A 14211-nucleotide genomic window follows, 5' to 3' on the forward strand; every position below is an offset into this window, starting at 1 on the left:
TGCGAAAGTTCTCCCTAATTGAAATAGAGAGGACTCTCCTCTGCTAGACCCCATAGTAAAAGCACTGCCAGCATTGGGCTACATCACCACGAGCATCATCCGAATCAATGTCATAACTGCCTCTCAGAAGACAATCCATCGTTCAACAGAAAGTGGTACACTTGCAAATATGCAATCTTCGGACATCCTCACTCAACTTCAGCGCATGACAGGCACAAATGCAGCGGAACTTGCTCGGCTCTCAGGCCTGAGTGAGTCGATGATTTCACGCACCTTGAACAACAAGAATGACCCATCATTCAACAAAATCGCACACGCTGCGGAAAAGTTAGGCTACACACTGACCCTTACTCCGCTTGAGGAAATTACTCTTTCGCTCCGTGATTTGCGCTTGGAGGATTTAATCAGCACCATTCAAACACATGCAAACCAAGACGATGCATGGTCAGCAATTTCTGCAAATCTGCGGCAGCTACTGGAATTCTCAGGAAAAAGCATTCCCAAAGATTCTCTTGCATCTGCAGTAAAGCAGATGCCTGATGAACGCTGGAAAGCATTCATGGGAGGGCTCTATCAGTATCAAAACTGGCCAAACGACGGTCTCACGAGCACAGACTTGAAACTATCTAATCAGTGGACCCCACTGCGTAAAATCTATGCTTCCGCCACTGAACCCAACCCAGTTTTCCTGGAATACAACGTTTATCTGCCACAGGGAGAGTTGCAATGGAAATGAACCACCAAGAACTCTTGTCCATCATTGATGAACTGGCCACCGCATGCGTGAAGGCCAACATCATGGAAGATATCGAGAAGAGAGCCGCAGAATTACTCCACAACAAGTAGATTGCTGATTCGAAACGACGACTCAAGATAAGAAAGAGTCCTCTCTGCCATAGGCAGAGAGGACTCTATGCTATGCGCTCCCCTCAGTCAGCTTTGCTGACAGCGTCCTGCAATTATTGACGGGCTACGCCCGCGTCTTGCTGGCTCGACTGTCGTCTCGCACATTGCCTGCAAACAGCTCTGCTGTTTGCTTAACGGCAATGTCCCCTCAGCGAGGGGGAGCCGAAATGTGGATTACTCCACGGTGTTGGTGGGGACTTCGATGCCGTTGCCGAACTTGACGTCGCGGGCTGCGGCCACGCGGGACGGCAGGCCGTAGATGTCGATGAAGCCGTTGGAGGACTTGGAATCGAAGCTATCGCCGGAATCGTAGGTGGCCAGCTTGTAGTCGTACAGAGAGGAGTCGGAACGACGACCAGTCACCACGGCGCGGCCACCGTGCAGGGTCATGCGAATCTCGCCGGAGACGTACTTCTGGGTGTCTTCGATGAAGGCGTTCAGGGACTGGGTTGCCGGGGAGAACCACTGCGCATCGTAGACCAGCTCGGCCCAACGCTTGTCGATATCGCGCTTGATGCGGTGCTGCTCACGTTCGAGGCAGCAGTTCTCAAGCTCCTGATGAGCAGTGATCAGAGCCACAGCGCCCGGAGCCTCGTACAGCTCGCGGGACTTGATGCCGACCAGACGATCCTCAATCAGATCGATACGGCCAATGCCCTGGGCACCGGCACGACGGTTCATCTCTTCGATGGCCTGCAGCGGGGTGACGTCACGACCGTCAATCTTGACCGGAATACCCTGCTTGAATTCGATGACCACTTCATCCTCGACCGGCGGGAAGGCCGGATCATCGGTGTAAGAGTAGCAGTCCTTGGTTGGGCCGTTCCACGGATCCTCGAGGAAACCGGTCTCAATGGCGCGGCCCCACACGTTCTGATCGATGGAGTACGGGGACTTCTCGGTCTGGGTGATCGGCAGCTTGTGTTCCTTGGCGAAGGCGATCTCCACGTCACGGGTCAGTGCGAGATCACGAATCGGGCTGATGGCCTTCAGCGTCGGATCGATAGCGGCGATGGAGACTTCGAAACGCACCTGATCGTTGCCCTTGCCGGTGCAACCGTGGGAGATGGTGTCGGCACCGAACTGGTGAGCGGCACGTACCAGATGCTTGGAAATCAGCGGACGAGAGATGGCGGAAACCAGCGGGTAAACGCCTTCATACATGGCATTGGCCTTCAGAGCCTTCATGCAGTATTCGTTGGCAAACTCGTCACGGGCATCAACCACATAGGATTCCACAGCACCGCAGGCGAGAGCACGCTGCTTAATGGTTTCCAGGCTTTCGCCGCCCTGACCGACATCGAGGGACACGGCGACAACATCCTTGCCGGTGCGCTCCTTCAGATAAGAAATGGCGACGGAGGTATCCAAACCACCGGAATAGGCCAGAACAATGCGCTTGTTATCTGCCATTGGTTCCCTTTCTAGAAGGTCAAAAAAAAACAAACTGATGTAAGTATATACAGAGCTATGCATATTTATGCATGGGCGTGTTGGGAAGAATGAATCACATGGTGATGCATTTCTTTTTCGGCCGTTCGGCCGGCTTCTCTCCCTCAGTCTCACTGCGTTCGACAGCTCCCTCATCAGAGGGAGCCAATCATCAGAGGAGTCTATTGCACGTAGCTATTTGGAGGCGAGGGCGAGGAGCCATTCGGAGCGGGTGGCGGCGGTGTCGTCATCCGTGCAGATTACTAGTACTGTATCGTCGCCGGCAATGGTGCCGAGCACGCCGTCAATCGGCTGCTTATCCACCACGGAAGCTACATATTGTGCAGCTCCTGAAGGCGTATGCACCACGATAAGGTTGCGGGCGGCGGCCACCGAAGTGACCAATCCACTCAACACACGAGCCATTTGTGCCTCTGTGCGCTCCCCCACCAGGCTCTCGCCTTCACCGGCCACAGTACCGCGCTCAACCGCGTACGCCACCGTGCCATCTTTAAGGCGCGTTTTCACCGCATGCATTTCGTCCAAATCGCGGCTTAGCGTTGCCTGAGTCACCACAATGCCCTCATCAATCAGAATCTTGGACAGTTGCGACTGCGAAGTGACGATATGCGTGGCCAGCGCCTGCTCAATGGCGCTGAGTCGAGCGGCCCTAGTAGCGGGCCGCTGCAACGACGGAGAGGATTCACTCATGCCAGCAGGCTTTCGTCTCCACGTGCCTTACCGGCCAGCCAAGTCATCAAAGCCTTCTGCGCATGCAGACGGTTCTCTGCCTCATCCCACACCACGGACTGCGGACCATCAATCACCTCAGAGGTGACTTCCTTGCCGCGATACGCAGGCAGGCAGTGCTGGAACAGTGCGTCCGGCTTGGCCAGAGCCATGAGTTCGGCGTTGACCTGGTAGTTCCAGAACGGCTTGGAGCGAATCGCGTATTCGGCTTCCTCACCCATGGAAACCCAAGTATCGGTGAAGATGCAGTCGGCGTCCTTCACTGCTTCCTTGGCGTCGGTAGTTACCAGAATGGAACCGCCATTCTCGGCAGCGATGCGCTCGGCATCAGCCACGATATCCGGGCGAGGCAGGTAGCCTTGCGGGCCGGCAACGCGCACGTTCATACCAGCCACGGCACCACCGAGCAGGTAGGAGTTGGACATGTTGTTGGCGGCATCACCCACGTAGGCAATGGTCTGATTCTTCAGGTTCTCCACACCACCGCGATGCTCAGCAATGGTCTGGAAGTCTGCGAGAATCTGGCAAGGATGGAAGTCGTCGGTCAGCGCGTTGATAACCGGATGGGTGGAGTACTTGGCCATTTCCTCCACACGATCCTGGCCGAAGGTGCGCCATACCACACCGTATGCCATGCGGTCCAGCACGCGAGCAGTGTCAGCGACCGGCTCGCCACGGCCCAGCTGGGAGCCGGACTTGTCGATGACCAGCGGGTAGCCGCCCAGTTCGGCCACGCCGATGGAGAAGCTGGAGCGGGTGCGGGTGGAAGGCTTGTCGAACAGCACGGCAACGGCCTGCGGGCCAGCGAACGGCTGCTTGTAGAAGCGATCATGATGGAACTTGATGGCAAGCTCCAAAACCTGCTTCTGCTCCTCATGGTTGAGATCATCATCGCGCAGCATGTGGCGAAGTTCTGGTGTCATATCGGTCTCCTTTAGTCGTTGGGCAGGTCGGCGGGAACGGTCTTGAGGATGGCAAGAGCTTGGTCGACGTCCTCGGCGGTGACGACCAGCGGCGGGGCGAAGCGCAGTGCATCAGGTGCAACAGCATTGACAATCAGACCGCGTTCAAGGCAGTAGTTCATGACTGCGTGGGAGCATGGGTGCTGAAGTTCAACGGCATCGAGCAGACCGCGTCCGCGAACGGATACATACAGCGGGTTGCCGGTAGCCATGATGCCTTCGCGCAGCTGCTTACCACGCTCTTCGGCATTAGCGATCAGATTATCGTTCTCAATCACTCCCAGTGTGGCCAATCCTGCTGCCGCACCCAATGGATTACCTGCAAACGTGGAGCCATGCGAGCCAGGAGTGAACAGAGATGCAAGCTTGGCACCGAAAGCAATCATGCCACCCATCGGGAAGCCGCCAGCTACACCCTTGGCGAACGTGACCATATCCGGAGTCACGCCACCAGACAAGTCCTCACGCTGGAAAGCGAACCATGCACCGGTACGGCCAATACCGGTTTGCACTTCATCAATGATGAGCAGCGCATGATTGATATCGCACATCTCACGGACGAACTTCACGTAATCGGCGCCCAAAGGCTTCACGCCAGCTTCGCCTTGAATAAGTTCCAGAATCACTGCGGCAACAGGTCCCTTGCCGTAATGTCCCTGACCGGTCTGGGCAAAGGCATCATGCAGCGCGAACTTATCTCCTGGACGTACGAATTCGATGTTTGGTACCAGCGGCTCGTACTGCTTGCGGATGCCCGGCTTCCATGTAGCAGACAACGCGCCCATCGTACGGCCATGGAAGCCATGTGTCATCGCAATAATGCGAGCGGGCTTGCCACCGACGGAAGGCAATGCGCCCGGAAGTGTGCGGCCATACAGCTTGGCCAACTTCAGCGCAGCCTCATTGCCTTCGGCACCGGAATTGCCGAAGTACACTTTGGAGCCTTCTGGAGCGCCAGCCAGCTTAACCAGCTTGGCAGCGAGCTCAATCTGTGGCTCGGAGGCAAAGTAGTTGCTGATATGCGCGGCCTTCGCAGCCTGCTGGGAAACCGCCTCAACCCACTTGGGATGCGCATAGCCAAGTGAATTCACTGCGATGCCAGCCAGGAAGTCGAGGTACTCATTGCCGTCAACATCCCAGACATGAGTGCCTTGACCATGGTCCATCACACGAAGCGGCGTACCGAATACGTTCATGTGAACCTGGGAGTACTCCCCCAGCCACTTGCTATCTTCAGCACCCAGTGTTTCCTTATGCTCAGTAGACATAGGAGCTCCTCATTTCCAGTCCGTCCTCAGGAACGACCATAGTGCCGATACCTGCGGAAGTGAATATCTCGTTCAGGATGGAGTGTGGTTTACGACCGTCAATAATGTGTGCTTGCGGTACGCCACCGTCAATGGCGCGCACGCAGGCTTCCATCTTCGGACGCATGCCGGATTCAAGATCAGGTAGCATATCGCGCAGGTTTTCCACGCCAATGCGGCCAATCAACGAATTCTTATCCGGCCAATCGGCATACAGACCGTCAACATCGGTCAGAATCACCAGCTTGTGAGCTCCAACCGCGGACGCAAGTGCTGCGGCTGCAGAATCAGCATTGACGTTCAGTACTTCAGTGGCATCTTCCTCATTTGGAGCCACAGAAGAGACCACAGGAATACGACCGGCCGAAACCAGATCTTCCACGGCGGAAGCATCCACGGATACCACGTCTCCCACAAGACCGATATCCGTAGGAGTGCCGTCGATGACCGGCTTGCGCTGGGTGGCGGAGAACAGGCCGCCATCCTCACCGGACAGGCCAACGGCCAACGGTCCATGAGCGTTGATCAAACCCACGAGTTCACGTGACACCTTGCCGGTCAGCACCATACGCACCACATCCATGGCTTCAGGCGTGGTGACACGCAAACCGCCCTTAAATTCTGACTTGATGCCCAAGGCCTTCAGCATGTGGGAAATCTGCGGACCGCCACCATGCACCACGATGGGATGAATGCCCACCTGACGCAGGAAGACCATATCTTCAGCAAAACACTGCTTCAAATGCTCGTCCACCATGGCATTGCCGCCGTATTTGACCACAATGCGCTGGCCGGCGAACTCTTCCAGCCACGGCAATGCCTCGATAAGCACTTCCGCCTTCTGATCGGCGCGCAAATCGGTATGCACGTCGAAATGGAATCCAGGTCCCTTTAATTCCGTAGCCATAAAACTATTGTTTCCCCTCACATATGTGAATAGGTAAGAAGTTGATGAAGATGTTCGTTGTCAGACCGTAGGCTTGGCCGAACGGCCTTGAGTGTGTCGGACAACGAACATCTTCATCAACTGTGAATACCCGATATTGTCAGCTTTCGTAGTCGGCGTTGATGTGTACGTATTCGTGGGTGAGGTCATCAGTCCAGACGGTGGCTTCAGCGTGTGAACCGGTGTTCAGATCGATGTCGATGTGCACTTCGCGCGGGGTCATGTCGACTTCGCTACGGTCACGACCGGCTCCGCCGTTTTCGCAAATGCGCACACCGTTGACATCCACGGTCACCTTGTTGGAGTCGTATGGCGCAACCTCTTCGGGCACAGTGCCCAAGGAGCTGACGATACGGCCCCAGTTCGGATCGTTGCCGGAGATGGCGCACTTCAGCAGATTCGAGGCGGCCACCGCGCGGCCGCAAGCAAGTGCCGCTTCCTCGCTGGTGGCTCCGGTCACGCTGATGCGGATATCGTGGGAGGCACCTTCACCGTCACCGATGATTTGGCGGGACAAGCTGGCGCAGGCTTCGCACACGAGCTTGTTGAACTCGTCCTTATCTGGCTCGATGCCGGAAGCACCGGAAGCAAGCAGCAGCACCGTATCGTTGGTGGACATGCAGCCGTCCACATCGATGCGGTTGAAGGAGTGCTCGGCTGCAACGGTCAGCGCCGCCTGCAACTGGCCAGCAGACACCACGGCATCCGTGGTGATGACGCACAGCATGGTGGCCAGCTGCGGGGCGATCATGCCAGAGCCCTTGACCATGCCGCCAATCTTCCAACCGTTGGAACCAGTTAATTCAACCGTCTTCGGCTTGGTATCAGTGGTCATAATGGCGTGCGATGCATCCGAACCGGCCTCAAGAGTATCGGCAAGCTGCTCATATGCCTTGGCAGCACCGTCCAGTACATGGTCAAGCGGCAACAGTTCGCCAATAAGACCGGTGGAACACACCGCAATATCACTGGGGTTAGTGCCAACGAGTGCCGCAACCTTCTCTGCAGTGGCTTTGGATTGGGCGTAGCCTTCCTCACCGGTGCAGGCGTTGGCTCCACCGGAGTTCAGAATCACAGCCTTGATATGGCCGTCTGCCACCATCTTGCGGCTCCACTGCACTGGTGCAGCGCAGAATCGATTCGACGTGAATACGCCTGCCGCAGCATCCAGCGGGCCGTTGTTAACGACCAACGCCAGATCTTTTTTGCCTTCTACTGCAGAAATGCCGGCTTCTACGCCTGCTGCGGTAAAGCCTTGTGCAAAGGTAACGCTCACGGTGCTACTCCAATCTTGGTCAGGCCCGCATCTTCAGGCAGGCCCAAAGCGACGTTCAATGACTGCACTGCTTGGCCGGCGGTGCCACGGTTCAGATTATCGATGGCTGCAAAAGCGTAGATGCGAGAGGACTTGCGATCAACTACCACTTGCAGATGAGCGGCGTTCGAGCCAATCACATTGCCGGTTGCCGGCAGCATGCCTTCGGGCAGCAATACCATGAAGTCCTGGTCTTCGTAGGCCTTGGCCCACACTGCACGAATCTCCTCATCGCTTAAATCTAGTGCTTTCTCGCTCATACGAGCAGAAACAGTGGCTAGAATACCGCGAGACATGGGAGCCAGAATCGGCGTGAAACCAAGCGTGAAATCGCTGGCGGCCGCAGCATTCTTGCCTGCAGCATGCGCGAAGTTTTGCAGAATCTCAGGAATATGGCGATGTGTGCCGCCTACGGAATACGGCAATGCGGATTGCAGTGCTTCAGAGGCGAGCAGATTCGTGCGCTTCAGATTCTTGCCTGCCCCGGAATATCCCACAACCAAATCAGCCACGATATCCTTAGGCTCGATCAGGCCTTCGGCGATACCCGGCTGCAGGGCCAATGTGGTTGCAGTGACGTTGCAACCCGGGCCAGCGATGCGCTTGGTGCCTGGCAATGCTTCGCGCTGACGGGCATATGAGCCATCAGTATTCTTGCCGGTGATGAGTTCCGGCATGCCGTAAGTCCAGTGTTCGTAGAAGTCACCGCCGTAGAACTCATCCCATGCGCCGCGTTCTTCAAGACGATGGTCGGCACCCAGATCCACGACCACTGCATTCAGGTCAAGCTGAGAGGCCAGCTTACCGGACGCACCATGCGGCAACGCAAGGATAATAACGTCATGGCCATTAAGCACTTCTGGCGTGGTGTCTTCAACCGTCAGCCCGGCCAATTGCGGAATGTGCGGCATGTGCTTGGCCATGGAATCCCCCACCGAGGAATGGCCAGCCACACAGGTGACTTCAAAGTCGGGGTGCGCGGCGAGAATGCGCAGCGCTTCACCTCCGGCGTATCCCGTGGCACCGGCCACAGCCACTGAATATTTCGGCATACTCATCTCTTTTCAAAACTGATGTAACCGAAATGAGTATACATGATTATGCAAACTTATGCATAGTTATGCATGGTGTGTTGGGATGAGAAGTCCTTAATTGACTTCGCCGGCACTCCCTTTTTCAGAGAGCACCGGCGAAGCAGCAAAGAATTGAGCTTATGCAGAAATGGAATCGCTCGACGGGGAACCAGCACCGCCAGTCAGCTGCTGAAGCGCTTCCTGGTACAGGCTCATAGCGTCATAACCGTTCAAAGCCATCCAAATCACAGCCAACGTGTACAGCACATTCAATATTACGGCGGCTACGGCAAGCCCGAATCCCTTCATATGGAAGGTGCGTGTACGCCACATAGCCACAATGCCCATAAGCGCTGACAGCACAGGCACCGGGAAGAACAATGCCAGTACAAACGCGATAATCGCGTATGAATCCCAGTGACCATACAGTGGGTTCTGGGACGGGTCGTTCAGATCGATGCCGTTGTAGTAATGCGGCTGGTAAGGCTTGCCGTTGGCTTGAGGCTGATTGTTCTGCCCTGCTTGGCCGTACGGCTGACCTTGTGCACCCGGATATCCGCCCGGGTAATATCCCGGTGCGTTTTGCGGCTGCGCAGTGCCAGTCGTTTGCTGTGATGCTGCGGACTGTTCAGCATCAGGTTCAGGAGCACCATAAAGATATGGATTGTAGTTGGGACCATACTGGCCAGCCATTGCACCGTATTCAGGCTGCTTGTACTGCCCGTATTGCGGTTGCTGTTGTTCTGGCTGGCTCATAGTGCTCCTTGTACTAATGATTGATGGCTCCCCTCAGTCAGCTTTGCTGACAGCTCCCCTCAAAGAGGGGAGCCGAGGGATAGGTTAGGCGCGCAGTTGTGCGCCGATCTTTTCTGCTGCGGTCACGATGGACTGGCGAATGGCGTCGCTATCCTCTGCGGAGAGCGTCTTGCTCGGGGAGCGGAAGACCACAGCGTATGCCAGGGACTTCTTGCCTTCGCCGACCTGCTCGCCAGTGAATACATCGAACAGTTCGATGGATTCGAGGTTGGCGCCTGCGGCCTCGCGAATCACAGCTTCCAGCTGACCGGCGCTGACCGTCTCGTCAACGGTGAAGGCCAAATCCTGCTTGACCGGCGGGAAGGTGGAAATCGGCTTGGCTTGAACCGGCTTGCCCGTCAGCGTGGCGAACAGGTCAGTCAGGTTCAGTTCAAAGGCTGCAGAATGCTCCGGGAAGCCCAGTGCTTCGTTGACGCGCGGGTGCAGTTCGCCAACCCAGCCGGCGAACACATCGCCGACCATCACGCGGGCAGCGCGACCCGGGTGCCACTGTGCCGGCACATCGTCGGCAGCAGGCTGATCAAGGGTGATGTTCGCACCGATACGACCGGCAATGCGGCGCACGGCTTCCACAGCATCAGACCAATCAACCGGACGCTTGCCACCAAGCCAGCCGGCATCTTCAGCAAGACCGGTCAGGATACCTGCCACATGATCGGGCTGGTCCGGCAGACCTGCGTCAAGTGCGGCAAGCTGCTCATCGGTCGGGCGAACGCCGCCAGGCAGTGCCGGGATAGCCGGAGCTTCAGGATCCCACAGGTATACGTGACCCAGCTCATAGAGAGAGACGTTTTCGATACCGCGGCGGATGTTGCGCTGCACAGTGGTGGCCAAGGTCGGCAGAATCTCACGACGCAGGTACGGGCGATCGCCATACAGCGGGTTGGCGATTTCCACGCTCACCTTCTTGGTGCTTTCCGGATCGTAACCGAAGGCCTTGTAATCCTCGTCGCCTACGAACGGGTAGCTCAATGCTTCCACCATGCCGTACTCGGCCAGTTCGTCGGCCACACGACGACGACGCAGCTGGTTCGGAGTCAGGCCAACAAGACCCTCCACCGGAGCCGGAGGCACGGTGATCGGAATCTGATCGTAGCCGACCAGTCGGGCGATTTCCTCGACCAGATCGCAAGGAGCGCCGAGATCTGGACGCCAGGTCGGCGGAGTCACGGAGAATTCGCCGTTGCCGCCACCAGCAACCGTGCAGCCGATGTCGGTGAGAATATCGGAAATACGGTTGATGTCTACGTTGAGGCCGGCTACGCGAGCCACCTCGGAAGCCTTGAAGTGAATAACCTTACGACGTGGCGTGTTGTTCACGTCGTTCGGGAATTCGCTGGGCTCACCATTGCCGTACTTGGCCAGCAGTTCGGCGGCCATCTGGGCGGCAGCCGGCTGCAGAGCGGTATCCACACCGCGCTCGAAGCGGCGGGAAGCCTCGGACGGAATCTTGTGGCGACGCGCGGATCGGGCGATAGTCACCTGATCGAAGTGAGCAGCCTCAAGCAGAATGTTCTTGGTATCAGCAGTCACTTCGCCGTAGAGGCCACCCATCACACCGGCAAGACCGAGGATGCGGGAGCCGCGCTCACCATTCGGGGAATCGGTGATCAGCAGGTCTTCGACGCTCAGATCATGTTCCTTGCCGTCCAGCGTGGTGAGCTTTTCACCCTCGTTGGCACGACGGACCACAATCGGGCCTTCAAGCTTGTCGAGATCGTAGGCGTGCATCGGCTGACCAAGATCCAGCATCACGTAGTTGGTCACGTCCACAGCCAGAGACAGGGAGCGCATGCCTGCACGAGTCAGGCGGCGACGCATCCAGTTCGGGGTCTTGGCGGTGGGGTCGAAGTTCTTCACAATGCGAGCGTAGTAACGGTCGCAACCGGGAACACCGTGAATCGGGTTCTTATCATCGATTTCAATATCGATGTCCACCTTGGTACCAGGCTGGTAGTCAGCCGGTTCCGGAGCCTTATCGTTCAGTGCGATGGCCGGGTCGGTGTACGGAGCACCGGTGGAGTGATGGTATTCGCGAGCCACGCCACGGTAGGACAGTGTGTAGCCGCGATCCGGGGTGATATTGATTTCGAGCAGCGGCTGGTCGAGGTGCAGCAGGTGCATGGCATCCTGACCGGGCTTCAATGCTTCGTACTCAGCCTCGGTGAAGCCGTATTCACGCAGCAGAATGATGCCGTTGTGGTTATCGCCCAGACCCAGCTCACGCTCGGAAGCGCACATGCCGTTGGAAATATGGCCGTAGGTCTTGCGCGGTTCGATCTTGAAATCACCCGGCAGCACAGCACCCGGCAGAGTCACGACGACTTTTTCGCCGGCCTTCATGTTCGGAGCGCCGCAAATGATGCCACGCGGCACCTTGTTACCGTTCTCGTCGGTTTCATTCCACTCATCACCGCAGTCCACATGGCACCAGTTGATGATCTTGCCGTTCTTCTGCGGTTCCGGGGTTGCGTCCACCACGTAACCGACCACAATCGGGCCAGTCACCTGGGAGGAGTGAATCTCCTCTTCCTCAAGGCCCACCTTGACAAGGTCCTTGGCGAGCTGCTCGTATGTCAGGCCTTCAGGAACCTCAACATGGTCCTTGAGCCAATCGATATCGATCATAGGCATGGCTTAAATCACTCCCCCATCACAAACTGTTCGGCGAAACGCACGTCACCTTCAACCAGGTCGTGCATATCGTTGATATCGCTACGCAGCAGCAGCGTACGTTCCATACCCACGCCGAAAGCGAAACCGGTGTACACGTCCGGGTCAATGCCAGCGGAGCGCAGCACATTCGGGTTCACCATGCCGCAGCCGCCCCATTCGAGCCAGCCCGGGCCGCCCTTCTTATCAGGGAACCACAGGTCGAGCTCAGCACTCGGCTCAGTGAACGGGAAGTAGCTCGGGCGCAGACGGGTCTTGGCCTCCGGGCCGAACATGGCCACAGCGAGCTTATCGAGCACACCCTTCAAATCGGCCATAGTCAGGTGCTTATCCACGGCGAGGGCTTCGCACTGGTGGAAGACCGGAGTATGGGTAGCATCCAGCTCATCGGTACGGAACACACGGCCCGGGCTGGCGATATACAGCGGCACACCACGGGTGAGCAGTGCACGAACCTGATCGGACGAGGTCTGTGTGCGCACCACCATGTTGGAGCCCACGAAACCGGCGGCATCCTTGGCCTGATTGCCCTTAACGTAGAAGGTATCCTGCATCTGGCGAGCCGGATGGTCAGGGCCGAAGTTCAAGGAGTCGAAGTTGTACCATTCCGCTTCGATTTCCGGACCGGAAGAAATCTGCCAACCCATGGAGATGAAGAAGTCCTCCACATCTTCCATCAGCTTGGCCAGCGGGTGACGAGCACCCAACGGCTTGCGATTCACCGGCAGAGTCATATCCACGGTTTCAGCTGCAAGCGCGGCCTTCTCGGCGGCTTCCTTGAGTTCAGTCTCCTTAGGACCGTAAGCGCGGCCAAAGTCGGCGCGCAACTTGCTCATCAGCTTGCCGGCGTCCTTCTTCTTATCTACCGGGAGTGAACCGATGGCCTTGCTGGCACGAGTCATCGCAGAATCAGCTCCTGCGTACTGTGTCTTGATGGCCTTCAGCTCCTCCAGATTGGAGGCGTTCTGGATTTTCTCGATGCCTTCGGCAACAGCAGCGGTTACCTGGTCGGCGTCGAACACCATTTGTTCTGCCACGAGAACCCTTTCGTTCGATGATTCCTCAACGCGGTTTTCTAATGTTTGCAGCGTATTTTCCAAGGTCACATTGTTTCAATATGACCCGACATAGCCAAGCTCATCAACATAACTGCAGCCGAGGTGCCAAGGTTCAATGATTCAGCTTTGCCATAAAGCGGGATGGATACGATTCGCTCGCAACGTTCGAGTATTTCCGGCTCTAAACCGCGCGCTTCATTGCCGAACAGCACGGCTTTGCTGCCGGCTACTGCAGCGGCATCAGCCAAAACCTGCGGCAGACTTTCCGGCTTGCGCTGTTCAGTACCATATACATCTGCCGCCCAAACGTCCATATTGTGGTCGCTTGCCCAGCTGAAGAATTCATCGGTTCCCATCGTGAGCACAGGAATATGGAATAGGGAGCCGACTGTGGAACGGATGACCTTGGGATTCAAGGTGTCCACACAGTCGTCCACGAAGATGACGGCATCGCAGCCGGCGGCGTCAGCAGCACGAATCACTGTGCCTGCATTGCCTGGGTCTCGCACCTGCCAGAACGCGGCAATCTGCGGATTATTGCCCAGCTCAAGATCTTCGGGCTTCACGCTCATACCGCGCACGTTGCCCACGGCAAGAATGCCCTGCGCATCCTTGCTGATATGGCGGATGACTTCGCCGGTGCAACGGTGAACGTAAATTGTGGCGTCCTGCGATTTGTCCACGATTTTTTCCAGCGTGGACGAGATGATGCGCGGATGTTCCAACGCTTGGGAGACCTCTACATATAAGTCCTGCACCACGTCCGGTCGCCACATGACAGCTTCGCGCACCGCCTGCGGACCTTCAATAAGAAAACGACCGGAGCGTTCGCGGCCTTTGGCGCGCGCAAGATCGGCGATGCGGCGCACGCGATCAGACTTGGGATTATCAAGAATCTGGGCATTAATCGGCATAGGCTTTAGCCTACCGCAAGACGTACATGGCGATTGTTATCACACGTTTTCTGAGATGCT

At 56.9% G+C, this 14211-nt stretch carries 12 protein-coding genes; 1 reads left to right on the forward strand and 11 read right to left on the reverse strand.

The genetic code is table 11. The features are described 5' to 3' along the window. Positions 1-169 precede the first annotated feature (169 nt). Entirely contained in the window at positions 170-736 is a 567-nt protein-coding gene (locus AC1AY0_RS01385; RefSeq protein WP_476525596.1) for a helix-turn-helix domain-containing protein, read from the forward strand. A 344-nt stretch (positions 737-1080) separates the two neighbouring features. Here the strand turns inward: AC1AY0_RS01385 and AC1AY0_RS01390 are convergent, their stop codons facing one another. The 11 genes from AC1AY0_RS01390 to AC1AY0_RS01440 form a co-directional block, all read right to left on the reverse strand. Beyond that, on the reverse strand, positions 1081-2319 hold the full coding sequence (locus AC1AY0_RS01390) for an argininosuccinate synthase (protein ID WP_033890316.1): 1239 nt from the start codon (positions 2317-2319) through the stop codon (positions 1081-1083). A gap of 213 nt (positions 2320-2532) precedes the next feature. Then, complete coding sequence (locus AC1AY0_RS01395) at positions 2533-3048, reverse strand: arginine repressor (RefSeq protein ID WP_476523429.1); 516 nt, start codon at positions 3046-3048, stop codon at positions 2533-2535. Further along, the gene (gene argF, locus AC1AY0_RS01400; RefSeq protein WP_476523428.1) at positions 3045-4010 is read right to left on the reverse strand and encodes an ornithine carbamoyltransferase; all 966 of its coding nucleotides are present in this window, start codon (positions 4008-4010) and stop codon (positions 3045-3047) included. The genes AC1AY0_RS01395 and argF overlap by 4 nt, the downstream gene beginning before the upstream one ends. Before the next feature lie 11 nt (positions 4011-4021). Next, positions 4022-5317: an acetylornithine transaminase gene (locus AC1AY0_RS01405; RefSeq protein ID WP_476525598.1), complete on the reverse strand. Its 1296-nt coding sequence runs from the start codon at positions 5315-5317 to the stop codon at positions 4022-4024. After that, positions 5307-6263: an acetylglutamate kinase gene (gene argB, locus AC1AY0_RS01410; protein ID WP_476523425.1), complete on the reverse strand. Its 957-nt coding sequence runs from the start codon at positions 6261-6263 to the stop codon at positions 5307-5309. The genes AC1AY0_RS01405 and argB overlap by 11 nt, the downstream gene beginning before the upstream one ends. Positions 6264-6402: 139 nt before the next feature. Next, the gene (argJ, locus tag AC1AY0_RS01415; protein WP_476523424.1) at positions 6403-7578 is read right to left on the reverse strand and encodes a bifunctional glutamate N-acetyltransferase/amino-acid acetyltransferase ArgJ; all 1176 of its coding nucleotides are present in this window, start codon (positions 7576-7578) and stop codon (positions 6403-6405) included. Further along, positions 7575-8669, reverse strand: a complete 1095-nt coding sequence (argC, locus tag AC1AY0_RS01420; protein ID WP_476523422.1) for an N-acetyl-gamma-glutamyl-phosphate reductase — start codon at positions 8667-8669, stop codon at positions 7575-7577. Before argC ends, argJ begins: the two co-directional genes overlap by 4 nt. Before the next feature lie 159 nt (positions 8670-8828). Continuing rightward, positions 8829-9446 (reverse strand): hypothetical protein, encoded by a 618-nt coding sequence (locus AC1AY0_RS01425; RefSeq protein WP_476523421.1) that lies wholly within the window; start codon positions 9444-9446, stop codon positions 8829-8831. 84 nt (positions 9447-9530) lie between these two features. Next, entirely contained in the window at positions 9531-12140 is a 2610-nt protein-coding gene (gene pheT / locus AC1AY0_RS01430; protein ID WP_476523419.1) for a phenylalanine--tRNA ligase subunit beta, read from the reverse strand. Positions 12141-12148: 8 nt separating this feature from the next. Continuing rightward, entirely contained in the window at positions 12149-13204 is a 1056-nt protein-coding gene (gene pheS / locus AC1AY0_RS01435; protein ID WP_476523582.1) for a phenylalanine--tRNA ligase subunit alpha, read from the reverse strand. Between the two features lie 77 nt (positions 13205-13281). Further along, the gene (locus tag AC1AY0_RS01440; protein ID WP_476523418.1) at positions 13282-14151 is read right to left on the reverse strand and encodes a TrmH family RNA methyltransferase; all 870 of its coding nucleotides are present in this window, start codon (positions 14149-14151) and stop codon (positions 13282-13284) included. Between the last annotated feature and the right edge of the window lie 60 nt (positions 14152-14211).

This window comes from Bifidobacterium sp. LH_416 (genome assembly GCF_056357055.1).

What these genes read in the sequence shown, in the direction of transcription:
- AC1AY0_RS01385 (WP_476525596.1), top strand. Translation starts at nt 170, where the DNA reads ATGCAATCTTCGGACATCCTCACTCAACTTCAGCGCATGACAGGCACA.
- AC1AY0_RS01390 (WP_033890316.1), bottom strand. Translation starts at nt 2,319, where the DNA reads ATGGCAGATAACAAGCGCATTGTTCTGGCCTATTCCGGTGGTTTGGAT.
- AC1AY0_RS01395 (WP_476523429.1), bottom strand. Translation starts at nt 3,048, where the DNA reads ATGAGTGAATCCTCTCCGTCGTTGCAGCGGCCCGCTACTAGGGCCGCT.
- argF (WP_476523428.1), bottom strand. Translation starts at nt 4,010, where the DNA reads ATGACACCAGAACTTCGCCACATGCTGCGCGATGATGATCTCAACCAT.
- AC1AY0_RS01405 (WP_476525598.1), bottom strand. Translation starts at nt 5,317, where the DNA reads ATGTCTACTGAGCATAAGGAAACACTGGGTGCTGAAGATAGCAAGTGG.
- argB (WP_476523425.1), bottom strand. Translation starts at nt 6,263, where the DNA reads ATGGCTACGGAATTAAAGGGACCTGGATTCCATTTCGACGTGCATACC.
- argC (WP_476523422.1), bottom strand. Translation starts at nt 8,669, where the DNA reads ATGCCGAAATATTCAGTGGCTGTGGCCGGTGCCACGGGATACGCCGGA.
- AC1AY0_RS01425 (WP_476523421.1), bottom strand. Translation starts at nt 9,446, where the DNA reads ATGAGCCAGCCAGAACAACAGCAACCGCAATACGGGCAGTACAAGCAG.
- pheT (WP_476523419.1), bottom strand. Translation starts at nt 12,140, where the DNA reads ATGCCTATGATCGATATCGATTGGCTCAAGGACCATGTTGAGGTTCCT.
- pheS (WP_476523582.1), bottom strand. Translation starts at nt 13,204, where the DNA reads ATGGTGTTCGACGCCGACCAGGTAACCGCTGCTGTTGCCGAAGGCATC.
- AC1AY0_RS01440 (WP_476523418.1), bottom strand. Translation starts at nt 14,151, where the DNA reads ATGCCGATTAATGCCCAGATTCTTGATAATCCCAAGTCTGATCGCGTG.